At 33.6% G+C, this 24,035-nt stretch carries 23 protein-coding genes; 2 read left to right on the top strand and 21 right to left on the bottom strand.

The window, feature by feature from the left end; all coding sequences use genetic code 11:
* Positions 1-32 precede the first annotated feature (32 nt).
* Entirely contained in the window at positions 33-230 is a 198-nt protein-coding gene (locus Q428_RS00465) for a hypothetical protein (protein ID WP_035377168.1), read from the top strand.
* A 93-nt stretch (positions 231-323) separates the two neighbouring features.
* Here Q428_RS00465 and Q428_RS00460 read toward each other — a convergent pair whose 3' ends face one another.
* From Q428_RS00460 to sleB, 15 genes are all read right to left on the bottom strand, one after another.
* The gene (locus Q428_RS00460) at positions 324-1,925 is read right to left on the bottom strand and encodes a CTP synthase (protein ID WP_035377167.1); all 1,602 of its coding nucleotides are present in this window, start codon (positions 1,923-1,925) and stop codon (positions 324-326) included.
* A 185-nt stretch (positions 1,926-2,110) separates the two neighbouring features.
* The gene (locus tag Q428_RS00455; protein ID WP_035377165.1) at positions 2,111-2,752 is read right to left on the bottom strand and encodes an MBL fold metallo-hydrolase; all 642 of its coding nucleotides are present in this window, start codon (positions 2,750-2,752) and stop codon (positions 2,111-2,113) included.
* A 327-nt stretch (positions 2,753-3,079) separates the two neighbouring features.
* On the bottom strand, positions 3,080-3,868 hold the full coding sequence (gene kamE, locus Q428_RS00450) for a lysine 5,6-aminomutase subunit beta (RefSeq protein WP_035377163.1): 789 nt from the start codon (positions 3,866-3,868) through the stop codon (positions 3,080-3,082).
* On the bottom strand, positions 3,868-5,427 hold the full coding sequence (gene kamD, locus Q428_RS00445) for a lysine 5,6-aminomutase subunit alpha (protein ID WP_035377161.1): 1,560 nt from the start codon (positions 5,425-5,427) through the stop codon (positions 3,868-3,870). The genes kamE and kamD overlap by 1 nt, the downstream gene beginning before the upstream one ends.
* The gene (gene kamC / locus Q428_RS00440) at positions 5,414-7,060 is read right to left on the bottom strand and encodes a lysine 5,6-aminomutase reactivase ATPase KamC (protein ID WP_035377159.1); all 1,647 of its coding nucleotides are present in this window, start codon (positions 7,058-7,060) and stop codon (positions 5,414-5,416) included. Before kamC ends, kamD begins: the two co-directional genes overlap by 14 nt.
* Complete coding sequence (gene kamB, locus Q428_RS00435; RefSeq protein ID WP_035377157.1) at positions 7,061-8,086, bottom strand: lysine 5,6-aminomutase reactivase subunit KamB; 1,026 nt, start codon at positions 8,084-8,086, stop codon at positions 7,061-7,063.
* 57 nt (positions 8,087-8,143) lie between these two features.
* Positions 8,144-9,403 (bottom strand): lysine 2,3-aminomutase, encoded by a 1,260-nt coding sequence (kamA, locus tag Q428_RS00430; RefSeq protein ID WP_035377154.1) that lies wholly within the window; start codon positions 9,401-9,403, stop codon positions 8,144-8,146.
* A gap of 24 nt (positions 9,404-9,427) precedes the next feature.
* Entirely contained in the window at positions 9,428-10,465 is a 1,038-nt protein-coding gene (kdd, locus tag Q428_RS00425; protein WP_035377153.1) for an L-erythro-3,5-diaminohexanoate dehydrogenase, read from the bottom strand.
* A gap of 248 nt (positions 10,466-10,713) precedes the next feature.
* Positions 10,714-12,105, bottom strand: coding sequence for a sigma-54 interaction domain-containing protein (locus tag Q428_RS00420; protein ID WP_242847733.1), 1,392 nt, complete (start codon positions 12,103-12,105; stop codon positions 10,714-10,716).
* Between the two features lie 396 nt (positions 12,106-12,501).
* Positions 12,502-12,762 (bottom strand): YwiB family protein, encoded by a 261-nt coding sequence (locus tag Q428_RS16210; protein ID WP_051514782.1) that lies wholly within the window; start codon positions 12,760-12,762, stop codon positions 12,502-12,504.
* Positions 12,759-12,926 (bottom strand): DUF1934 family protein, encoded by a 168-nt coding sequence (locus Q428_RS16205; RefSeq protein WP_161633570.1) that lies wholly within the window; start codon positions 12,924-12,926, stop codon positions 12,759-12,761. Before Q428_RS16205 ends, Q428_RS16210 begins: the two co-directional genes overlap by 4 nt.
* A 38-nt stretch (positions 12,927-12,964) precedes the next feature.
* Entirely contained in the window at positions 12,965-13,945 is a 981-nt protein-coding gene (locus Q428_RS00410; RefSeq protein WP_035377149.1) for a DUF814 domain-containing protein, read from the bottom strand.
* Positions 13,946-14,074: 129 nt separating this feature from the next.
* The gene (locus Q428_RS00405; RefSeq protein ID WP_201769227.1) at positions 14,075-14,263 is read right to left on the bottom strand and encodes a small, acid-soluble spore protein, alpha/beta type; all 189 of its coding nucleotides are present in this window, start codon (positions 14,261-14,263) and stop codon (positions 14,075-14,077) included.
* Positions 14,264-14,427: 164 nt separating this feature from the next.
* A complete protein-coding gene (gene ypeB, locus Q428_RS00400) occupies positions 14,428-15,783 on the bottom strand; it encodes a germination protein YpeB (protein WP_035377147.1) in 1,356 nt (451 codons plus the stop codon).
* A 10-nt stretch (positions 15,784-15,793) separates the two neighbouring features.
* Positions 15,794-16,501, bottom strand: coding sequence for a spore cortex-lytic enzyme (gene sleB, locus Q428_RS00395; protein WP_035377145.1), 708 nt, complete (start codon positions 16,499-16,501; stop codon positions 15,794-15,796).
* Positions 16,502-16,705: 204 nt separating this feature from the next.
* On the opposite strand from sleB, the gene Q428_RS00390 reads away from it, so the two are divergent.
* A complete protein-coding gene (locus Q428_RS00390) occupies positions 16,706-17,830 on the top strand; it encodes an MGDG synthase family glycosyltransferase (protein WP_035377142.1) in 1,125 nt (374 codons plus the stop codon).
* Positions 17,831-17,862: 32 nt separating this feature from the next.
* On the opposite strand, the gene spoIIR is transcribed toward Q428_RS00390, so the two are convergent.
* From spoIIR to Q428_RS00360, 6 genes are all read right to left on the bottom strand, one after another.
* A complete protein-coding gene (spoIIR, locus tag Q428_RS00385) occupies positions 17,863-18,582 on the bottom strand; it encodes a stage II sporulation protein R (RefSeq protein ID WP_051514778.1) in 720 nt (239 codons plus the stop codon).
* A gap of 189 nt (positions 18,583-18,771) precedes the next feature.
* On the bottom strand, positions 18,772-19,923 hold the full coding sequence (locus Q428_RS00380) for a Ger(x)C family spore germination protein (protein WP_035377140.1): 1,152 nt from the start codon (positions 19,921-19,923) through the stop codon (positions 18,772-18,774).
* 24 nt (positions 19,924-19,947) lie between these two features.
* Positions 19,948-21,102 carry a Ger(x)C family spore germination protein gene (locus tag Q428_RS00375; protein ID WP_035377136.1) on the bottom strand — a complete coding sequence of 385 codons (1,155 nt, stop codon included), beginning with the start codon at positions 21,100-21,102 and terminating at the stop codon, positions 19,948-19,950.
* Positions 21,092-22,198 carry a GerAB/ArcD/ProY family transporter gene (locus Q428_RS00370; protein WP_035377134.1) on the bottom strand — a complete coding sequence of 369 codons (1,107 nt, stop codon included), beginning with the start codon at positions 22,196-22,198 and terminating at the stop codon, positions 21,092-21,094. The genes Q428_RS00375 and Q428_RS00370 overlap by 11 nt, the downstream gene beginning before the upstream one ends.
* Positions 22,185-23,750: a spore germination protein gene (locus Q428_RS00365; RefSeq protein WP_035377132.1), complete on the bottom strand. Its 1,566-nt coding sequence runs from the start codon at positions 23,748-23,750 to the stop codon at positions 22,185-22,187. The genes Q428_RS00370 and Q428_RS00365 overlap by 14 nt, the downstream gene beginning before the upstream one ends.
* 11 nt (positions 23,751-23,761) lie before the next feature.
* A complete protein-coding gene (locus Q428_RS00360) occupies positions 23,762-23,974 on the bottom strand; it encodes a CLC_0170 family protein (RefSeq protein ID WP_035377130.1) in 213 nt (70 codons plus the stop codon).
* Positions 23,975-24,035: the final 61 nt, after the last annotated feature.

Raw genomic sequence — 24,035 nt, 5'->3', positions numbered from 1 at the left:
GCCCTAAATTTATTATCCCATGGAGGTGTGTTATGGAAAAATGTATTTACTGTGGGTCAACAAACCTTGAAAAGGATGTAACTGTTGAAACATCCTTAAGGGGCAGTATATGTGGACTTAAATATAACTCCGGATTATTACCTGAACACGAAACTCTTCATGCAGAACTTTGTAAAGATTGTGGAAGTGTAAGGCTTTATATAAAAGATACTGAACATAATTGGATATGATTTTTAAATTCAACATAAAGGCCGAAAAGTTTTAGCATCACTACTTCAACTGAGTTCTGCTAAACTTTTCAGCCAGATTTTTATCTTTATTAACTATTTATCTTCCAAGGATGCCTTCACAAAATCCCTGAACAGAGGATGTGCCTTATTTGGTCTTGATTTAAATTCTGGATGGAATTGTACCCCTACGAACCATTTATGTTCAGGAATTTCAACTATTTCAACCAGCCTATCATCAGGTGATGTTCCTGATAAAATCAGTCCTTTTTCTGTTATCTGAGTTCTAAATTCATTATTAAATTCATATCTGTGTCTATGTCTTTCATATATAACTTCATCAGCATATGCTTTATATGCCTTTGAATTTTCTTTAAGCTTACATGGATATAAGCCTAATCTCATAGTTCCGCCCTTTTCATCTATATTTCTCTGGTCCGGCATAAGATCGATAACTGGATATTTCGTATCTGGATTAATTTCTGAACTATTGGCTCCTTCAAGACCAGCAACATGTCTTGAAAACTCAACAACAGCCAGCTGCATACCAAGACATATCCCTAAAAATGGAATATTGTTTTCTCTGGCATATTTTATGGCAAGAATCTTTCCCTCAATTCCTCTGTCTCCAAATCCTCCAGGTACAAGTATTCCCTCTGCTTCTTTTAATATTTCCTTATAGTTGTTCTCATCCATATCACAAGCATTTATCCAATCTATTTCCACTTCACAGTTATTTGCAATTCCAGCATGTCTAAGGGCTTCAGCTACTGACAAATACGCATCTTTCAGCTCTACATATTTTCCAACTAAAGCTATTTTTGTTCTTTTATTTACGTTCTTAAGTGTATTTACCATATCAGTCCATTCAGTTAAATCTGCTTCTTTACAATCAATGTTAAGTTTCTTTACAATTAAGGCATCTAAACCTTCGTTATGCAGCAGTAAAGGAACTTCATAAAGGGTTTCAGCATCTAAATTCTGTATAACAGAATCTCCATCAACATTACAGAAAAGCCCTATCTTATCCTTTGTTTCTGCTGAAAGTGGCTTTTCTGAACGGCATACAATCACATCTGGCTGTATGCCTATACTTCTTAATTCCTTAACAGAATGCTGAGTAGGTTTTGTTTTAAGTTCTCCTGACATTCCAAGATAAGGAAGCAAGGTTACATGTATGAAGCAGACATTCTCTCTACCTACTTCATATTTTATTTGTCTAATTGCCTCTAAAAAAGGAAGACTCTCTATATCTCCAACTGTTCCTCCGATTTCCGTGATAACCACGTCAACATCTCTTTCCTTTGCTACCCTGTAAACTCTTTGTTTAATTTCATTTGTAATATGGGGAACTACCTGTACTGTTCCACCAAGATACTCACCTTTTCTTTCCTTTGTTATAACTGACCAATATACTTTTCCTGCAGTAACATTGCTGTTAATCGAAAGATTTTCGTCTATAAATCTTTCATAATGTCCAAGGTCTAAATCTGTTTCTGCACCATCATCAGTTACAAAAACTTCTCCATGCTGATATGGACTCATGGTACCTGGATCTATATTAATATATGGATCGAACTTCTGTATGGATACCTTAAGTCCTCTGGATTTTAAAAGTCTGCCTAATGATGCAGCTGTTATCCCCTTCCCTAGTGATGAAGCCACACCGCCTGTAACAAATACATATTTCGTTGCCATGTTTCTCCTCCTTACCGAACATTTTTTAATAACATTTTTCTATTTTACCCTTTAATAAACGATATATCAATAATTAATTTTGCAAAAATCTATTAACTTTTTTATGACTTTAATTTTCCCCAAAATTCAAATAAAAAACTTTCGAGAAGGTTGTTTCCCAAAAGTTTTTTCAAATTTACTAAATTCTATTCATATTTTAAAACATATACCTTTGTTTCACCAGTATTTAAATCTTCCTTTTTTATCTCCATAACTTGTGAATTTACAGAATTAACATTATGAACCTTCTCTAAAAATCCTTCTACAGAATCAAGGTTAAACTTTAATGCAGGTGTTTTATAATGCATTGGTATGACGATTGACGGTTTTAATTGATTTACAACCTCAACTGCCTCTTCAGAATTTATAGTGTAAACTCCTCCTACTGGTATCAGTAAGACATCAACCTTACCTATCATATTAATCTGACTTTGAGTCAAAACATGACCTAAATCACCTAAATGACATACCCTTATTCCATCAACTTCCATGACATAAACGATGTTATCCCCTCTTTTAGTACCTCCCATTTCATCATGATACGTATGTATGCCGGTTATAGATATATCTTTAACATTGAAAATTCCTACCTTCTTTATTACTTCAAAATTACCCTTAACACAATCAATAAAATTATGGTCATAATGTCCATGACTCGTTGTGACAATATCACATTCAACAACAGGCAGTTTATATCCAACGTTATCATCAAAAGGATCTGTTACTATTCTTATGCCTTTATCTGATTTTATTTTAAAACACGAATGACCTAACCACTTAATTTTCATAAAACCCCTCCGAAACTCATTTGATATGTTTTTTTATTTATATTAACTTATTAACAACATTATGCTTATTTTTCTATTTTTTATGCAATCTGAAATTTTATTTATAATATTTATAAATTCTTCTTTTCTTCTGCTTTTCTACGTTATCCTTCAAAAATAACAACTTTTCCCTTATCTTTATAATATCCGCATTCAGACCTCTCTTAATTTATTCATTATAAAATTATTATGACCTTCTAATACCAATGACATACTAAACAATCTGTAAAAATAAGGGCTGTCGCATCAGCATCTTTAAACTGCTAATGTTACAGCCCCTTTATCATATTATTTTATTCCTCTTTTAGCCATCTCCTGTACTATAAATGAAGCAACGTCATCAGCGTATGTTCCTGAGCCAAAACCTGCGTCATATCCTAATTCCTTTGCCAATTCATGGCTTATTCTTGGACCTCCTGCAACTAAAACTACCTTATCTCTAAGTCCCTCTGCCTCTACTATTTCAACTAATTCTGTCATGTTTGGAATGTGTACGTTCTTCTGTGTTACAACCTGTGATACTATTATTGCATCTGCATTTAGCTCTATAGCCTTTGCTACAAGTTCTTCATTTGGTACCTGGCTTCCCATGTTTACTGCCTCAATCATCTGGTATCTTTCAAGACCGTAATGTCCAGCAAATCCCTTCATGTTCATTATTGCATCTATACCAACTGTATGTGCATCAGTTCCAGTACAAGCTCCAACAACAACAATCTTACGACCAATGTTCTTTCTAATAAACTCATCTGTTTCTTCCATTGACATTGTATTAGTTTCAACCTTAGGAACAACTATCTTTGTTGAGTCAACAGAATGAACACATGAACCATATACAACGAAAAATGTATATCCAACTCCCATATCCATCATATGGGTTACGTTTGGTTCTTCAATTCCCATCTTCATTGCAAGCTGTCTTGCTGCTTCCTTTGCTTCATCACCTATTGGTAATGGCAGTGTAAAGGATAACTGAACCTTTCCATCGTTCATTGTATCTCCGTAAGCTTTAACCTTTGTAGGATCAAAGGTTTTGTCAAATTCTTTATTCTCAGTTGAATATAATCCACCACTCATTATCTGTCACCTCCAAGCATTAGAGGAATAAATGGGTTAAAGTATTCTGCATCCTTTGTAAATACTCCATCAAGACCCTTTCCTCCAGTTCTTGATCTTTTTACATCACCAAATTTACCCTGTTCGATAGTTGAGAAAAGTCCTTCTCTTTCTATTTCTTCAAGTAAATCCACAGCCTTAGATAAAACTTCCTTTGCTCTGTTTACTATTATTCCATCTTTCTTAAATTCAACTTCATCTCCAATTGATTTCATGTTATTAAATACATATCTTGCATTTTCAATTGAAAGTGCTCTTTCTGATATAAATGGTGTATGAATTGCTTCTGACATCATTCCAAGTAATTGGATTCCTTGGTTTGTCCAGATTGAAATAGCATTAAATAAAGCATCCTGTATATGCCCTCTAAAAATATTTCCTGTCATAAACTTAGTTGGAGGCATATATTTTAAAGGCGCCTTAGGGAATATCTCCCTTGCCATTTGTGCCTGGGCAAGCTCTAATAAAAATCCATTTTCAAGTGATGGATCCATTTCAAAGGCATGACCAAGACCCATTTGTTCTTCAGGAAGTCCTGCCTTTAAAGCAAACTGCTCATTTATGAACTGTGATGCTAAAACTGTATGTGCAGCCTCTACTGCATCTGCAGTTGTTAGATAGTTGTCCTCTCCAGTGTTTATAATAACCCCTGCATATCCGTTGATAACCCTTGAGAAGAACTGATCAACCAGTGTTCTTTGCATGTTAATATCTCTGAACAATATTCCATATAATGCATCGTTCAGCATAACATCAAGTCTTTCCATTGCTCCCATAGCTGCTATTTCAGGCATACAAAGCCCTGAGCAATAGTTACACAATCTTATATATCTTCCAAGTTCCTGACCTACCTCATCAAGTGCCTTTCTCATTATTCTAAAGTTTTCCTGAGTAGCATATGTTCCACCAAATCCTTCTGTTGTAGCTCCATATGGAACATAGTCAAGTAAGCTTTGTCCTGTTGTTCTGATAACAGCAATAACATCTGCTCCCTGTCTTGCGGCTGATTGTGCCTGGATTACGTCTTCATATATATTACCAGTTGCAACTATTACGTATAAATATGGCTTTGGACCTTCTCCAATATTTTTTATAAAATCTTCTCTATATTTTCTATTATTTTTTATTCTTTCTACTGTTGGAATTGCAAGTTCCTGAGCCTTTGCAGCAACCTCTTCCATTGGTTTTTCAGGTAATCTGCAGATATCTATTTCTCCCCTTGCTACACCCTCTGCAATTTCCTGTGGGGTAAGACCTGTATTAATTACAGCATTTGCAATATAATAAGCGATTCCCTTTGTTAAACCACCAGCGTTTTTAACATGTTCAACTATTACGTTTGGAAGTGGTACCCCAGCATCGTCCACTCCATCTATACCATAAAGTCTTGCAATAGTTCTTTCAACAGCCACTGTTGAATGTACATCAATGAATTTCTGTGTATCCTCTGCTATTCTTCTAGCTGCTTCTCTACCTCTGTTTATGAGGTTCTGATCCAGATTTAATTTACTCATTGACATCCTCACTTCCTTCCTTTAATATTTCTTCAGCATTCTTTAAAACTATTTCATTTAATCCCATAAGCCTTGCTATGTTTATTGCATCCTTTGGAACAGAATATTCCCCCTCTATTCTCTCCAACCTGTAATCCATATTATCCAGGATTAAATCAATGCCCTTTTCTTTTATTTCATTGTTATTTAATAAGCCTTTGAAATCCATATTTTTCAAACCAATAACCCTTAAATGTTCAATGCCCTTCTCCCTTGTTATTCCATCAAAATGGGTTGTAAAAAGTGTTAAGGCATTCTTATCCTTTAGATATCTGACTATTGCTCTTGAAATTGCATATCCTTCCTCTGGATTGGTTCCCCTTGCCAGCTCATCAACTAATATCAGTCCTCTTTTTTCACTGTAATTTAAAATTTCCTTCATTCCTGATATTTCAGAGCCAAAGGTTGACAATCCTGTATCAATAGACTGCATATCCCCTATTGAAAAATATATATAGTCAAAAAGACAAGTTCTGAATTCCTCTGCAGGAACAAATAATCCATATTGTGTCATAGCTGCCAGAATTCCAGCCACCTTAAGATTAACAGTTTTTCCACCCATATTAGCACCAGTTATTACAGTTACTCCTCTTCTTATGGAAAAACTAACAGGTACAAATCCCTTGCCCTTATCCTTCAGCAATCTCTCCAGTTTTATATGCCGACCATTTGATACTTTTATTTCTTCTCGGTCTGATATTATTGGTTTTATACCATTTATCTGCTTAGCAAACTTTGCCTTTGATAGAGAATAGTCGAAATATGCTATCTTTGAAATTATGTTATTTAAAATATTTATATTCTCTGCTATCTTTTCTGTTAAATTTCTTCTTATTCCGAATTCCTCTCTATCCTCAAGAATCTTTATTTCCTCAAGTTTATCTGATATTTCATTAAGTTTTTCATTACTTTTAACTTTAAAGGTTGTCATCAAAATTGTTGAAGATTCCTGGGATAAATAAGGACAACTAATTGCCTTATTAAACCTCTCAGTATCTGTTTTTAAAATATTTATTTCACCATTAAGTTTCAGCTTACCCCCTATAAAAGCTTCAACCTGTGAAATAATTTCTTTTCTTTCTAATTCATACTCTCTTTGTAATTTTCGCTTTTCTTCACGAAATCTTTTTAAACTATCTGAGTAATTATCATAAATATAGAAAGTTCTGCTCTCTGTACCTTCAGGGTCAAGTAAACTCTCTAAATCCTGTGCCCTTGACAGTTTCAATTTTTCTGAGATATTTTCAATTCTCTGCTGAATTAAAGATATGTCTTTAATTGAAAAAAGAAAATTCTTTATCTCAAAAAATTCTACTTCTTCTAAAACTATGTTATTTTCTGCCCTTTTCAGTGAGCCACGGATTTCCTTAATATTTCTGAGAATAGATTTTATTTCTCTAAACTCCTGCTGATACTTGTCAGTAAGGTCTATAAGTCCTTCAATCTCATCCAATTCTCTTTTTAAGTCTTCCTCTTCACCTATCAAATAAGGTCTGCTCTCTGATTTTAATTGTATGCCATAGGGGGTTTTTGGTGAAATCATAGAAAATATATAATCCATTTCAAGACTTTTAAAGGTGTGTTTATTCATGAATTCCATCTAAAAACCTCCCTGCATACAATCATACACATCAATAGGATAAAGCTCATCCTTCATAGCCTTTAGAAAAAGCTCCGGTTCAAAAAAATAGCCATCTGGTGAATAGGGATTTACAGTTACAGCCATTAGATTTATAGGCTCCATAACATAAATCTCTCCACCATTTCTCTCAAATATTTTATAATCCATTGGTTCAACGAATATTTTAGTTCCGTCCTTTACTACGATTTTAATTTTTTTGTATCTTACAAGCTGCTGCATTCCTCTTAAAAAGCTGCCCATCAATGTTCCTGGTATCACTATAAATTCATAGTCTTCCTTCACTTGACATATGATATCATCTGCTATTCCTAATACCGTTTTATAGCTGGTATTGATGATATTTTTATCCTTATCAATAAAGGCAACCTGTGAGGAGGTGGCGGCCTCCTCACACAATGCCAGTATATCCTTTTCAACCTGTGGAAGTGTTAACATTTTGACGGTATGTTTTGTTCTTTCTATTACCATATCCATACTTCTTGAAACCACAGCACCTGTCGCAAGAATGGCGGCATCTGCAACAGCAGGTGAAGCCTGAGTTTTTCTATTTAATGCTCCGTCAATTAAAACTGTATCTGCTCCCAGTTCTAACATAAAATCTGAGACTTTTTTAATTTCCGTTGAGCTGTCAGGCCCGGCAATTTCAACATATCCCTCATCCATTATTTCGCATACAACAATTCTTCCCATGGCAGTGTGAAGATTTGTTACATCAATAATTTCAAAGGAAGCTGTACTCTTTACCAGACATCCCTCTGCTGTAGCTAAGAAAGTACCTTTTTTAACATATATTGGCGGTTTTTCAGTGTCAGTTACTATATCCTTTCTTTCTCCATCTCTTCCGATGGATGTGATACCCAGTCTTATTGAATTATTATCTGCAATATTTATCAACTCATTAAGTGTGACGGTCTTTCCTGCATTTTTGCTTGTACCTATTATAGCTATTTTTTTGTACTGTTTTAGTATTTCTGTAAAATTCATTACTGCACCTTCTATTATCTAAATCCCAGTCTTAAGTTATTCCTTTACAGATTGGATTTATTCATGATGATTCTTTGCTGCTCTTTCTCTTCTTTCTAATATATTAGGTTCAAAATTTAGTGTTTCCGTTTCTAAAAGCTGTGATACCCCAGTTGTCTTTTTTCTATTTTCTTTACATGTTCTGCAGTTACATTCTTCTTCTGCATGTTGTGGTTCTGTGTATGTTGTAATTACACCTTCGAAATTTCTTAACACAACTTTCTTTGGTGATTGGCTTATGATGTACTGTGGCATTACTGGTGTCTTTCCACCGCCTCCTGGAGCATCAACAACGAAGGTTGGAACACAGAAACCTGAAGTGTGTCCTCTTAAGCCCTCTATTATTTCTATACCCTTTGAAACCTTTGTTCTAAAATGCTCAATACCCTGTGAAAGGTCACATTGATATAGATAATATGGTCTAACCCTCATTTTAACAAGTTCATGTACTAAATCTCTTTGAATGAACACACAGTCATTAACTCCTCTTAAAAGAACTGATTGGTTTCCAAGCGGAATACCTGCATCTGCTAGAAGTTTACATGCCTTCTTTGATGCTTCAGTTATTTCATTTGGATGGTTAAAGTGAGTATTAAGCCAGATTGGATGATATTTCTTAAGCATATTAACAAGCTCTGGTGTAATTCTCATTGGGTTAACTACTGGAGTTCTTGAACCAATTCTAACTATTTCAACATGTGGTATCTCTCTAAGTTTTTTAATGATATATTCTAAAACATCATCATCAACTAATAAAGCATCTCCTCCTGATAATAAAACGTCTCTAACCTGAGGAGTGTTTCTGATGTATTCTATAGCCTTATCTATCCTTTCCATTGGCATTGAACCGTCTGTATGTCCTGCAAATCTTCTCCTTGTACAGTGTCTGCAGTACATAGCACACATATCTGTTATTAAAAGAAGCACTCTGTCTGGATATCTATGTGTAAGTCCTGGAACTGGTGAATCTCCATCTTCATGTAGAGGGTCTGCCATATCTGCATCTGAGAAATTAAGCTCTGCTATTGTTGGAACAGCTTGTTTTCTAACTGGGCAGTTTGGATCGTTAGGATCCATTAAAGTTGCATAATATGGAGTTATTCCCATTCTTAAAGTTTTAAGTACCTTATCAATTGCATTTTCTTCTTCTGGAGTTAGGTTAATTACCTTTTTTAAATCTTCTACATTTGTTATTCTGTTTCTAGTCTGCCATTTCCAATCATTCCACTGTTCATCAGTTACATCTTTCCAAAGTTCAATTTCTTTAAAGTTTCTCATCGTTTTTCCCCCCATTAAAATTCATTAGGCATATACTTCTTCAAATATTTTTCTTAGTGTTTCATTTTCCCTTAGAACTTGTAGAGTTATTTCAGCATGTCCCTTAGTATAACCATTTCCTATAATCATATTTACATCTTTACCAACACCCTCTGCTCCTAAAGCTGCCTTTGTAAAGCTTGTAGCCATACTGAATAAATAAACTGTTCCATCATCTCTCACTGGTAGTATTGATGCCATTTCTGTGTTTGGAACATTAACAACGTTTATTGATATATCAACATATCTTCCCCCAGTTGCTTCTAATACTTTGTTTAAAACATCAACTGGCTGAGTTGCATCTCCTTCGATAACTATATCGCAGAAACCTGTTTGTTTTAATCTTTCTGCTTCTTTACCTGCTCTTACAAAGCCTATAACTTTACCTGTAACTCCTGCCCTTTTCTTAGCTTCATAGCAGCAAAGCATTCCGCTCTTTCCTGCCGCACCAAGTATAAGTACATAATCTCCTGGTTTTACCAGTTTAGCTGTCTGGGCAGGTGCACCTGCAACATCTAGTGCAGCTAAAGCAAGTTTTTCAGGCATATCTGAAGGTAATTTTGCATAAATACCACTTTCAAATAAAATAGCCTTTCCTTCAATATCAACCTGGTCTATGTCCTTTTTAATATTTAGAATTTTATCTATTCTTAAAGGAGTTAAAGAAAGTGAAACTAGTGTTGCTATTTTATCTCCTACTTTTAAATCTATTTTTCCTTCTAAGGCTGGACCTATTTTCTCAATAACCCCTATTAACATACCACCTGATCCTGTAACTGGATTTTGATGTTTTCCTCTATCTCTTACAATTCCCATCATTATCTCTGCTATTTTAGCCTCATCTCCACCTGCTTGTTCCTCAATCTGAGTGAAGCTGGCAGAGTCAATATTAAGTGTCTTTACGTCAATTAATATTTCATTGTCGTAAATCTCCATGCTATTATCAATTTTTACTGCCGTTTGTGGTAGTACTCCAATTGGCTCAATTACCCTATGTGTTCCGTATGGACATCCTTTTTTCATGAATGATTCCTCCCTATCAAAAATTTTTTTGCTACGTTTTTCGACGCTAATATATAAAGCAAGAATCATGCCAACTTTCTAAATTGTAGAAAATTTATTTATTTTTTGTTTTGAATTTTTCATAATTAAATTAAAGGTTCTGAATATTCTAGCTTGTATAAAAATAAGCGTTTTACCAAATATAAAAAATCCTGTAATTTTGAACAGGATTTTTTATCTCTTAGATTGATTTCGCCTAATTTTCGGCACTATAATTTTATATTAAATCTCTTCATTCTATATTGAAGTGTCTGTCTTGGTATTTTTAAATATTCTGCTGTTTTTGAAATATTATAGTCCATCAGTTTCAATGTTTCGCAAATTATTCTTTTTTCTGTTTCATCTAATATCTCATTAAGTGATTTGTTTTTGTCTTCCCTTATATACTCCGGTAAATCACTTAATTCTATATATTCACTTTCCTTAAGATTTATTATTCCTTCCAGTACATGTTCCAATTCTCTTATGTTTCCCGGCCAATCATACTCAAGTAATTTTTCCATTGCTTCCCTTGAAATACCTTTAATTTTAGCATTTAACTTTCTATTATACTTTTCTATAAAATGTTGAACCATAATTGGAATATCTGATTTTCTATTCTTAAGCTCTGGGATAGTCAGACTTATTACATTTAATCTATAATATAAATCCATCCTTATAACCTGATTTTTTACACATTTTTGTGGTTCACTGTTTACAGATGCTATTATCCTGACATCTACATTTTTTTCTTTAGTATCCCCTACTCTTCTTACCTTTCCATCCTCAAGAACTCTAAGAAGCTTTGCCTGTAAATCCATAGGCATGGAGTTAAGCTCATCAAGATAAAGGGTTCCTCCATCCGCCAGCTCAAATAAACCAGGCCTATCCTCTGAGCCAGTAAAGCTTCCTTTTACAGTACCAAATAAAATCCCTTCCAGTAGTGTTGAGGGAAGAGCAGCGCAGTTTTGCGCTATAAAGGGTTTATTTTTTCGACTGCTGGAATTATGTATAGCCTGTACAAATAATTCCTTACCTGTCCCTGTTTCCCCATAAATCAGCACTGGTGAAGATGAAGCAGCTGCCTTTAACGCATATGCCTTAAGTCTTAACATTACGTCGCTCTGTCCAATGATATCCATGAAGGTATACAGTTTAGATTTGTTGGAATTTAATGTATTGGAAGGTGTATATTTCTTCTGTGGTTCAATTTTTTCCCTTTCAATATCTAGAAGCTCGTTTCTAAGTTCAACCAGCTCCTCAGATAGCTTTCGCATTTCAGTTATATCCCTTGATATTTCAAGAGCAGCTGTAATCTTTTTGTTCTTTTTTATTGGAATTGTTGAATTAATTGTTGTTATACTTTCACCTTTATAATTTTTAAAGCTTTGAAAATTCCCTATTATTGCTTCTCCACTATTTAATACTTTTAATAGTGTACTGGTTTTCTCTGATAATGATGGATAAACCTCAAGAATATGTCTTCCTATGGCAGTGTTTCTATCTATATTATCTACTTTAGCTGCCTTTTGATTGCAGAAAACTATTTTACCGTTAGTATCAATTACAGTAATTCCTTCATCAAGGTAGTTTAAAATCTCAAGTATATTTTCATCAAACACAACCTTCACCCCACTTGCCTGTTTTTCGGCGATATATGCAAAATTTTCTGCATATTTTTATGATATCTTATTTTCTTATGTTATTCAATGGAGAAATATAAGATGTTAATCTCCTAATTAATCAATGTGTTAATGTAAATATCTGTCATTTGCTTTAGGAGTTAAAGTAACTTAAAGCAAAGCCCAAAATGTGCTTAAAGCAAGTTTAACTATTTACTTTAAGAGGTTTAAGTAACTGCTTTAACTTCTTTAAGTGAAGGTAAAGCAGTTAAAGTTAATCCTTAAATCAAAAAGCCTGATATCTATCTAGTCATTAATATTTATTGTAACCAGATAGATTGCAGGCTTTAATTTAAAATTTAATTTAAGTATTTTTCCATAATATATGAATTGCAATTAATTGTCTAAGTGTTTAATATTAAGCTCCAGACTATTTTCAATGGGATAAAGTCCAATTGCCTCCATTTTATACTTAAGTTCTACCCTTCCTCCATTTTCATTAACATCTATGTGAACCTTATCTGGGCTTACCTTTACTTCTAAAGCCCCATAGGGTGTACTGTAAAAACTTACATGTTCAATTCCCTTTTTAAAATAAAGTTCAGAGTTGGTTGTCCCTTGTCTTAAAATGGTTAAGGCATCTTCTTTTATTTTCAAAGTAGTACGGGTACCTCCATACCAGATATCTCTGTTTCATCGTAAACTGCGTAAAACTCGTTGCCTTCTTTATAATATTCGCCTTCTGTTATAAGTTCTATCTCCTCAGGCTTGTCATCTATTAGCTGAAGTGTTTTAACAGAAATTAAAACCCTTTTCCCCATTCCATCTCCTCCTTCCATAAATTAAATCATCCTTATGTTTATATTAAAAATTGAACTATATCCTCATCCTTTGCTGGCTTAACCTTTAATATATTATAAGTTTTATCTGAATTTTGTTTGTATTTTATCTCCAGCTCATCCTGATCTTTACCTTTACTATATCTTCCGCATATTCTTCCTGCAAGAAGAATATCTTCTTCTTCAGGACTTCCTTGAAGGATTACCATAGAGCCAGTGAAATCCTTAGCTATAAATACATAATCATTTTTATTTATAAGTGGTTTAATGATTTCAGCCTCACTCTGTTCCCTGGTTGATATAACCTTTGCCCTTTCACTTACTCTAAAATGTCTTCCATATCTTAAAATTTCCACGTCCTGTGGCTTTGCATCCTTGTTATGCATCAATAAATCCTTAAGTCTATTAGAAAAATTAGGTTCTGTAAGTTTGCACCCTCCTGCTGGTGATGGGTATTCCTCTATTCCCCAAGCCTTAGCAAGCTCCATCTGCCTTTTTCTGGACCTACCGCTTATTGACTCTAATTTTTCCCTGTCAACTAAACCCTCTAATTCCATCTTTGTTGGTTCAAGATTCTTTGCACAAAGTGGTCTTAATATTTTATCTTCAAAGCCTGATTCTTTCTTAACTATATCAAGGGCTGATTTATTTTGGGACATAGGACGTTGATTTAAAACTTCACCTGTAATAATAAAATCTGCATTAAGTTCCTCTAATAGTCTTCCTGCATAACTCATCATCATTGCATGACAGTCTATACATGGATTCATATTTTTCCCATAACCATGCTTAGGGTTCTTTACCATTTCAAAATGTTCTTCAGTAAAATCAACAACCTTTAAAGGTATATCTATCTGCTCAGTCATTTTAACTGCATTTTCATGACTAAAAAAAGCTGACTTAAAACATATCCCTATAACATCAATTCCCTGATCCTTAACAAGTTTTGCTGCTAGTATACTATCTAATCCTCCAGAAACAAGTGCAAGTGCTCTTGTCATTATCTCCAACTCCTTTATTAAAATTCCTATCTAAAATATAATAAACTAATATATATTGTTTGTAAACTCAGTACTCCTCATGTATAAATTTGATTATGTAAAATTTAAAGCCGACCAATAGGTCGGCCTTTAGTGCATTCCGTTATTCTGTTGTTCATACAACTTTTCAGCATATCTTATGGCAGCAGTTACAAGGTTTCCACATTGCCTTGAAGAAACTGAACCCCATCCTTCTGACTTAACCACATCATAGACCCCAAGTTCTTTTGCAAGTTCGTACTTAAAATCCTCAGACATTATACTGTGATGTTTGCTCACAATAACCCCTCCCTTAAATATAATGTAGATAATCCCAATAATCCTGTAGAGAACCATTAAAATTCATTTTATTAAATGGTTATAAAAGGATTAGAGTTTCACACTATAATTCAGGTCGGTAGTTATATTTTAACCACAAAAACTAAGTCTATAACATGTAAATATTACATTGTCAGTTCACCATTTGGGGTTTCCAGTATTTTAAGGATTCTTTCCTCTTCTCCATCAAAGGCATTTATATATATGATGTATTTTTCTCCATTATAATCGCCGTAAAATTCATAACAAAAAACTTCCCTTAGAGATTCCATAGGTATTATACATAGCCTTATGTTTTTGATATTCAACCTATTGCTGACACTTTTCTTTGCATCCTTTAAAGTGATTTTAGGTGATTGTATCTTTCTGTCATAGTGTGCAATAAGAAAATGCTGTGATTCAATTCCCACTATATCACCGTTATCCAGTGCAACCTTAAGCTTTATCTGATCTGGATATACCACAACCTTATTCTTTACATACACATAATTTATAACAGCAACGTTATCATATCTTAGTGAAAATGTTGGTATCATGTCTTTATATCCTAATTTCTCAAGAAATTTTGTACCTTTTTCAATGGCATCTTTCATTTTAATTTTAGCTTCTTTTACTTCTCTTGAGTCAAGCATATATATAACTTTGCCGCCATTTTTACTTATATCTATATTTATATCAGAATCCTTTCTTCCTTTTATCTTTACAGCTATTGCATAACAAGGTATTTTTTCACCTGTCTTATTGCTGTAAAGGCTGGTTTCCTGAACTTTTTCCTTACCTATTACTTGAGCCGCAATCTTCTTTGCCTCCTCCAAAGTTATTTTCTTTTCACTCAAAATTCTTGGTTTTATATTTAAAACATTCTCTGAAAATGGTCCGTCATAAATTAAAGTTGGGTACTGCTGCATCTCACTTGCTATACCTTCAAACTTTACATCTACTGTATTTTGAATGTTTCCAGCAAAAAGTTTTCTTCCTTTGTGTTTTATTTCTCCCCATTTGATTTTACCATCTGATACTTCCTGCTGCAGAGCTTTAAGCTGCATACTTAAGTACCCTGAAAAGTCCTTTAGTTTTTCAACGTTTTTCCATTCTTCATCAGTTAATTCCTGTCCTCTATTGTTAGCCCTGACCAAAGCTAAAGAAAAATCTGCTACCTGAGATAAAAATTTGCTGGTTTGAGAAATGGCAACATGAGTTATGGGCAGTGCATTTAATTTGTCCTGGGCTGCACTAGATTCTTTCCATATTTCACCAAACAAAATTAAGCTCTGCCTTGGAGAAGCTGTTACTGTTGCCTTAGATAGTGCCACCTGTAGATTTTCAACATTACTTATTACATCATACAGGTTTTTCTGATACTGATTCTGCAAATAATTTCTATAATCACGTCTATCTAAATACATCAGTGTTCCAAAGGTTGAAGAACCAACAACAATCAAAGAAACAATGACTGCAAGAACCGCTCTTTTTTTAAACATGTTTTCACCTCTATTTACAAAAATGATGTTTTCCTATAATTTTTATAACTGGTCTTGACCATATCCATTTGTTTGTAGTTTTTGCCGGATTATAATAGAACACACAGCCTGAAGTTGGATCCCAGCCGTTAACAGCATCCCTGGCTGCCTTCAAAGAGCTATCCTCTAATTTCGCGTTAATTTGTCCATCTGAAACAGCTGTAAAGGCCCCCGGTTGATATACAACACCAGCAATGGTTCTTGGAAACCTTGGATCTCTTGTTCTGTTTACTATAACTGCTCCAACTGCAACCTGACCTACATAAGGTTCTCCTCTTGCCTCGCCATTAATAGCCCTTGAAAGTAAATTTATATCTGCACTTTGAGCAGTTTTTTGAGATGATTTACTTGATGAGGAATTGTTATTTCCTTGATTATCTGATAATCCCAAAGCTTTTAAAGTAGCATTGCCTGTTATACCATCTATTTTTAATCCCCTTGATCTTTGAAATTTTTTTACTGCCTCCCTTGTATCGGTTCCATAATAGTTATCTGGATTGCCTTTGAAAAAACCTAGCTGCTTTAACTTTGATTCAATTTGTTTAACTTTTGAGTTGTTTGAACCTACATTGTATGAAATAACTGCTGAATATGACTTTAAAAATAAAGACTGAGTAATAATATCCGCAATAAAATACACAATAAATAATGGAATCAAAATAGTGTTAATTTTTTTCATAATCCACCTCCAAACCACCAATGCTAGAAATTATTTTCTGTAATATTTTGCTTTTTATTCTTGTTTTTTTAATTTTTATCAATAAGTAGATGAAAATATTTATTATTTGTAAATGATATGTTAATCTTAGGTTATTAATAGACCAGGAGGAAAATTTTTGATTATAATATTAAGTGGTGCAATTAATTAAACAGGGGTGATAAAGTGCGATTATTAATACTGACAGTTTCTGCAGGTAATGGACATAGTAAAGCAGCTGAGGCTGTTGAAGATTATTTCAAAAAATACTATTCCCATGTAGAAGTTCAGATAGTAGATACCTTAAAATATATAAATCCAGTTGTAGATAAATTAGTGGTAGGCAGCTACTTAAAAACACTGAAAAAAACTCCATTTATCTATGCAAAACTTTATAAATATGCTGAAACAGAGGATGCAATTTCAACATTTTCAGGATTAGTTAATGACGTCCTTTCCCTTAAACTTAAAGGATTAATTGACGAGTTCAATCCTGATGTTATCCTTTGTACCCATCCATTCCCATTAGAAATGCTGTCTATATTAAAAAGAAAAGGAAAAACAACTGTTCCTGTTGCTGCCATATTAACAGATTACGCACCGCATTCCTTTTGGTTTTATAGTTATATTGATGCTTATGTTATTCCCCATGAGGATTTTGTAACTGATTTAATTGAGAAGGGTATTTCAAAAGAAGCCATATATCCTCTAGGGATACCTGTAAATCAGGATTTCTTAAATCCAATTGAGGTCGATAATGTCTATAAGGAGTTTGATCTGGATAAAAGTAAACTTACATTACTGCTGATGGGTGGAAGCCTTGGCATTGGGAGTATAAAGGATATTTTTGAAAATTTAGCCTTCAGCTCCCTTGATATTCAGTTAATTGCCTGTACCGGAAGCAATACTAAGCTCAAAAATCAGCTTGATAACATCAGCAGCCGCTGCAATAAAAAGACGGTTGTATTGGGTTTTACAAATAAAATAAATGAATTGATGTCTGTATCAGATATTATAATCTCTAAACCAGGTGGATTAACTATTACTGAAGCCCTGATAAAACATCTTCCATTCATAATTATCAGTCCAATACCTGGTCAGGAAGAACGAAATGCAGACTATCTTTTAAACAGCGGAATTGCGGCAAGAATTAAAAACAGTGAAAATATAGTTCCTCTACTGAACCAGCTTACAAGCAGCCCCAATAGATTAAATCAAATGCGTCAAAGCGCTGCTGAAAAATCAAAACCTGATGCAGCAAAAGATATATGTAATCTGCTCATGAGGCTAGCAGAGAGAAATAATTTATAAAGGAATGGAAATATTTATCCCATTCCTTAATTTTATATTTCAACCTTTATGTTCTTTAAACTTTGATATGCCTTTTTTATCATCTCTAAAGACTTGAATCTAAGTTCAACCTTCATATGTTCCGAGGATTTAGCTTTATTTTCCTGAATTTTGCTAGCTTTCACAGTTTTATTAAGCTGCTTTTGGTTTTCATATTGCTTAAAGGCTGTTATACTCTCTATTTCACTTTCATCTAACACTTTTTTCAGTTCTATATCTGTCTTTTCTGTCGTCAATCCCTTTGTAATATCAATAAAACAAAGTGGAGGAAACATTACACACCACCAATTTTTCCCTTCACCCTTTCCTAGTACAACCTTTAAAGCTGTATATTCCCCAGCTGGAAGGGTTATCTCTCCATATTTTTTAATGGGAAAGTTAAACCGACCAATTGCCGCAGTGGCAGTATAATCTTTACCTTCCCTTTTTAAAACATCATCAGCAATACTTTTTATCTCATTTAAATTTTTGTTCAGAATATTTAAAGATTCATTTAATGACTTGCTCTCAGCTAAATCAGGTCCGATTTTTTTAAGAATTTCATCCCTTACCTTCAATTTTGTAGCTTGGTCAGTATCTAAATCACTGTTAGCTACAACATGAAATCTGATAAGTTTATGGCTTATATCATCCTGAACAGTTGATTTATTTGTGGTAAAAACAATGCCACAAATCAGCAAAATAGTAATTATTGAAAAAAACAGCTTTTTCATGGTACTCCCCCTAAACTCTTATATGTTATTTTGTTACAAATATCCATGTAAAATACAACTCTGTATCTCATTTATAATTGTTTCCAAAATAATTATTTTTAAACATGGCATAAGAGTTTATTTTGAATAAAAGGAACCATTAATCTATCTGTAAGTAAAATGTCAAATCAAAAATATATTTTTAAAAATCTATCTTGAAGGGCCTATTCTTCTTATAAACATTTCTACATCCACCTGAAATTCTGCATTTTTAAAGGTCTCATCCCAATCCTTTTCATGTTCCTTAAAGAATTTATTGTGATATTTTTTAGTATACTCACCTATTCCTAAAAAATCCTTTCCTACATCATTCTGAAAATACTTTATTTCTTCCTCTAATTCAAGTTTTAAGGAATCTTCAAGAAGTTTTTTTACATCTTCAATTTTTTCTGGATTCATTAATTCTTCATTAAAACTGTATTGATATAAATCCCCCTCCATTTCTACACTTATCCTGTATTTGGGTTTATTCTTATCAACAAGCCAGATTCTTCTGTTAGATGAAGATATAGAAAAGGAATATTCTTTGTTTCCATCTTCAACTACCTTTCTTCCTCCCTTTAACCTGTTGATTAAACATGCATATCCTCTGATATATTTATCAGGGATGTACCCTTGAAATTTATAGTCACTTACTATTGCTAAGCCACTAGCTGTCATCTCACCATTTTTAACTTCAATACACGGAATAAGTACACTGCCATTGTCTCGTAAGCTTGAAAGGAAACTGGACAAATCTAATTTTATTGATGAACCAAGTTTTTCGGCTCCGTCTATTATATTTTTAATATGTTCAGATGGGGTATCATCCAGTTTTAAGTCTGTGTTATAAATTTCATCTATGTTTCCCTTTACTGCAACAACATACATCTGCCTGTTAAATTCATGAAATCTGGCATTTACATCTAAAGTTCCTAAAAAAGCATCTTCATTTTTTAACAATCCTTCACCTAGTAAAAATACCCTTGTATGTGCATAAAATGGACTCCTTCCAAATTTGTTGCTTAAATTTACAACAATATTTGAAAGATTCAATCCTTGGCTTTTCAAGACTTCATATGGTTTTGGATCTCCTGATGCTAATTTCTGAGGCGAAATAACAGTAAAAATGCCCTTCATAATTGGGGATGTATCTTCATAAATTCCCTGTGTTGTGCTGGCATTTGGATTTTTTTCTGTTAATGCATCTACTGCTATAGAAACTATAAATGCTCTATTTTCTATTTCTACCTTATCCCAACACCCTGTAAAAAATATAATAACAAGAAGTAATATCGATAGTAATTTATACCTTTTTTTCATCATCTCACCACCATTCCCAATTACTTATCTTGCTGGTCCTACCCTTCTGATATACATTTCAACATCAAAATCAAATTCAGCCTTTTTAAACATCTCATCCCAATTATTTTGATATTTCTTATATAAATCGTAATGGTATTTTTTTGTGTATTCACCAATTCCTAAATAATCAACACCAACGTCCTTCTGAAAGTACCTTATGGTATCTTCTAACTCTTTTTTCATTGATTCTTCAAGCTTTACCTTTATTTCTTCAATCTTATCAGAACCTATCAGTTTGTCATTAAACCTGTATTGATAAATATCCCCTTCCATTTCAACTGCAATAGTGTATTTTAAATTTTCTTTGTCCGTAAGCCAGATTCTTCGTTTTGATGATACTATTGCATAGGATATATATTTATCTCCTGATACAATAACTTTTCTCCCTTTTTCAAGCTTATTGTTTAAGCACAGAAATCCTCTTACATATTTTTTATCCATATATGTAAGCAGGTTGTAATCTTTTATTAATGCAATCTTATCGGATACAATATCATCTTTTTCCTTTTTGATACAAGGTATTACTGCCTTTCCTTCATTTCTCAATCCAATGAGCAAATCACCTGCTTTAACACTTATGGAATTCCCAAGCTTTTGGGAATTATCAACAATGGTTTTTATATATGCTCCTAATAGATTTTCTATCTTAACATTTGAATCTAGAATGTCATTTATACTGCCTTTAGCTACCACTATCCTCATCTGTCTGTTAAACTGAGGATATCTTTCTAAATCATCTATTACTCCTTTAAATACCTCTCTATTACTTATAAGTTTTTCACCAAAGATATATACATTTGCATGGGGATAAAATGGGAAATTACCGAATTTTTCACTTATCCTTTTAATAGCATCAGCAATTGAAATTCCATTTCCTTCAACCCTTGTATAAGGCTTAGGATCTCCTTTTGCAATTTTCCCTGGGGATATTGCTTGTAGTATATATTTGACCTTCTTAGGCTGGTTTTCAAAATAGGCATTATTAACATTTTTATCCTTTTCCCCTCCAGTTACTAAGGAATCAGCTGCTACTACATCAACTATTGCCCTTTGATCAATCTCCCTCATATCCCAACAGCCAGTAAAGACAACAGTTAAAATAAGTATAAGGGAAAGATACCCACCTTTAACCTTCATTACTCCTGTTCCTCCCTTTTTTAATAGTTGAAATCAAAAACATTAATAAGGGCAGAATCATGAACATAAAGCGGCTCGATGTCATTGTCAATAAATCACTTATTTTGAAAACATCTGCAACGCTATCTCCCTGAAGTGCTATTAAATACACCAATGGCAAGGACAAGGATATTATATGTTTTCTTTCTCTTTGTTTTAATACATCTGCACCAACAACTGATAGACCATATACAAAGGATATTACCGATGTATAAATAAACAAAATCCATAGAGCCATCATAAGACCTTCAGTTCTCTCTATGAAGGCACCAGGTACGTCTGAACTCTTTACCAATGTCATTGTTGGATATATTAGTGACTGCGTTTCCTTTACCCCAAATCTTGCTAAAACCTGAATGATAACTAAAGTGTATAATAGTGTAATAAAAAGCATAGCTATAATTGCAGGCTTTCGTACCTCCTTTGGTTTTCTTATGAAAGGAAAGATAACCATAAGTATTTCATATCCTGCATAGGCAAAGATAGTTTGATCTATGCTCTTTAGGTATTTGATGGGTTCCTGTGAAAAAAAGGGTCTTAAATTGCTATAATCGCTTTTAGGAAGAAATAATAGTATGAATATTATCAGAACAAATAGAACCATTGGAGTTATAAACTCAAAAAATCTTACAATCGGCTCTATGCCTGCTCTTGCATGTACAGCTGCAATCAGAAGCAGCGGTAGAATGATGAATTCAAGGGGCGTGTTAGTAAGGAGGTAGAGTTTTGTTGTCTCACCAAAAATTCTAAGTTCTATTGCAGTGAAAACCAAAAAATGAACAAATGTAACTAGCCCTATTAATGTTCCTAAAAAACCGCCAAAGAGTTTTTTCAGTGTACCAACATATCCATATTGACTGTATTTTTCACCTACTTTACACATCAAATAGATGAAAATAAGGCTCAAAAGTCCAGATACTAATGTAACTAACCAGGCATCATTTTCAGCAGCTTTAACAACAGATGCAGGTAAAGTCAATATTCCAACACCTAAGACAGTTAAATATATAAAAATACCAACTTGTATTCCAGAAATCTTATCATCATTTGGAATCATCTTTATTACCTCCCTGTCTAATAATATCCCTCGGTCCATAATGCTCCGGTCTTCTTCTCATGTATTTCATAGAGATTCTCATAACTAAGCCATCTTTAAAATCATTCCATTCAAAGGGTGCCCAGGGAGCCATAACTGGAACTCCAAAGCTTTTCAAGCTTACAAGATGTATAGCAAAACAAATACCAACAAGCATAATTCCATATAAACCATAGATTGAGGCTCCGATAATAAAAATAAACCTTAAGATTCTAACAGCTGCAGTGATTTCGTGGCTTGGAACTGCAAAGGATGCAATAGCTGTGATGGCAACAACTATTACCATGAAAGGTCCAACAATTCCTGCTGAAACTGCCGCCTGACCAATTACAAGACCACCAACAATACCAATTGTTGAACCAATAGGCCTTGGCAGTCTTATACCTGCTTCTCTTATAAGCTCAAAGGTTACTTCCATAATTATCGCTTCAATAAATGCAGGGAAAGGCACTGTTGCTCTTGTTGCAGCTATAGATATTGCAAGCTTACTTGGTATTATATCCGGGTGAAAGGATACAATTGCTATATATAATCCTGGTGCTATAATAGCAACCAGCATTGCAAAAACTCTTATCCATCTGGATAAGGTTGCAATCATCGGTCTTGCATAATAATCCTCTGGGGATTGAAGGTATGCTGTCATAGTAACAGGTATAATCAGTGCAAAGGGGGAATTGTCAACTAGAATTCCTACTCTTCCTTCATATAAAGCAGCTGCAACAACGTCAGGCCTTTCGGTAACCTGAACCTGAGGAAGAGGAGTTATATTTCTGTTTTCTAAAAATTCCTGCAGGTATCCACTGTCTAAAATTGCATCTATGTTTATTTTTTTAAGTTTCTTGTCAAGCTCATCCAATACCCTTTTATCTACTATGTCATCAATATAAAGTATTGCTATATCTGTTTGTGATCTGATACCAAGTTGTGTCTGTTTCACCTTAAGTCTTGGATCCCTTATACGTCTTCTTATAAGTGCAGTATTCATCCTTATAGTTTCAACAAATCCATCCCTTGGCCCTCTTATAACCGTTTCTGAACTCGGTTCAGATGTCCCTCTTGCTGGCCAAGCTCTTGAAGAAATAATTATCGCTTTATTATGCTTATCAATCATCAGAGCAGTATCCCCTGATAATGCAGCCATTAATGCTTCTTCCAGGGTTTCTACTTCTCTTATTTCAGTTACTGCTAAGGCAGAACTTTTTACTGCATCCACTAAAAAGTTCTTTATCTGTTCATATGAAGGACTTACCTGCCTTGAAATCAACATTAAAGGTTCAAGAACAAAGTCATTTATTAAAACCTTATCTGCCATTCCATCAACATAAAATAAGAAGGATCTCCTACCCTCTACACCACCAATTTTAAAATCCCTGAAAACTATGTCGTTACAGTTTTCCAGAACACTTTTTATTTTATTTATATTTTCATCTATATCTTCCTCAATTGGATTCTTTGCGTCAGGGATATATTCAAAAGTTAACTGCTTTTTCTTGTTGTTTCCAAATAAGTTCATGATATCAACTCCTAAACTCTGATATATCTTGCAATAATGAATAAGGTAATCCCTATAATCATGTAAGTATAACCAAGAAACCTTGAAAATTTAAATTCTTTAGTTAAATTATTACCTTTGTATTCTCTGCTGTCTAAAAAAATCAACAATATACCGGAGAGCAAAAACAAAAACAAAACAGTTGTGTCAAAATATTTAACAATAAATCTTATTAATAAGTTCAATATCAACACCTCCAGACTGGTTTAAAGTTAATTTTTGCAAAACAAAAGGGTATTATTCAAA

The sequence above is a fragment of the Fervidicella metallireducens AeB genome, assembly GCF_000601455.1.
Lineage (GTDB): Bacteria > Bacillota > Clostridia > Clostridiales > Caloramatoraceae > Fervidicella > Fervidicella metallireducens.
Note: the sequence above shows the minus strand (reverse complement) of the source record. Positions and strands in the feature narration are given on the sequence as shown.

Coding starts and splice junctions, on each gene's coding strand:
- kamC (WP_035377159.1), bottom strand. CDS start 7,060: ATGGAATTCATGAATAAACACACCTTTAAAAGTCTTGAAATGGATTAT.
- kamE (WP_035377163.1), bottom strand. CDS start 3,868: ATGAGTGGTGGATTATATTCAACTGAGAATAAAGAATTTGACAAAACC.
- kamA (WP_035377154.1), bottom strand. CDS start 9,403: ATGAGAAACTTTAAAGAAATTGAACTTTGGAAAGATGTAACTGATGAA.
- Q428_RS00455 (WP_035377165.1), bottom strand. CDS start 2,752: ATGAAAATTAAGTGGTTAGGTCATTCGTGTTTTAAAATAAAATCAGAT.
- Q428_RS00370 (WP_035377134.1), bottom strand. CDS start 22,198: ATGATTCCAAATGATGATAAGATTTCTGGAATACAAGTTGGTATTTTT.
- spoIIR (WP_051514778.1), bottom strand. CDS start 18,582: ATGAAAAAGCTGTTTTTTTCAATAATTACTATTTTGCTGATTTGTGGC.
- kdd (WP_035377153.1), bottom strand. CDS start 10,465: ATGAAAAAAGGATGTCCATACGGAACACATAGGGTAATTGAGCCAATT.
- kamD (WP_035377161.1), bottom strand. CDS start 5,427: ATGTCAATGAGTAAATTAAATCTGGATCAGAACCTCATAAACAGAGGT.
- sleB (WP_035377145.1), bottom strand. CDS start 16,501: ATGAAAAAAATTAACACTATTTTGATTCCATTATTTATTGTGTATTTT.
- Q428_RS00460 (WP_035377167.1), bottom strand. CDS start 1,925: ATGGCAACGAAATATGTATTTGTTACAGGCGGTGTGGCTTCATCACTA.
- Q428_RS16205 (WP_161633570.1), bottom strand. CDS start 12,926: ATGGGGAAAAGGGTTTTAATTTCTGTTAAAACACTTCAGCTAATAGAT.
- ypeB (WP_035377147.1), bottom strand. CDS start 15,783: ATGTTTAAAAAAAGAGCGGTTCTTGCAGTCATTGTTTCTTTGATTGTT.
- Q428_RS00410 (WP_035377149.1), bottom strand. CDS start 13,945: ATGACAAGAGCACTTGCACTTGTTTCTGGAGGATTAGATAGTATACTA.
- Q428_RS00465 (WP_035377168.1), top strand. CDS start 33: ATGGAAAAATGTATTTACTGTGGGTCAACAAACCTTGAAAAGGATGTA.
- kamB (WP_035377157.1), bottom strand. CDS start 8,086: ATGAATTTTACAGAAATACTAAAACAGTACAAAAAAATAGCTATAATA.
- Q428_RS00380 (WP_035377140.1), bottom strand. CDS start 19,923: ATGAAAAAAAGGTATAAATTACTATCGATATTACTTCTTGTTATTATA.
- Q428_RS00365 (WP_035377132.1), bottom strand. CDS start 23,750: ATGAACTTATTTGGAAACAACAAGAAAAAGCAGTTAACTTTTGAATAT.
- Q428_RS00375 (WP_035377136.1), bottom strand. CDS start 21,102: ATGAAGGTTAAAGGTGGGTATCTTTCCCTTATACTTATTTTAACTGTT.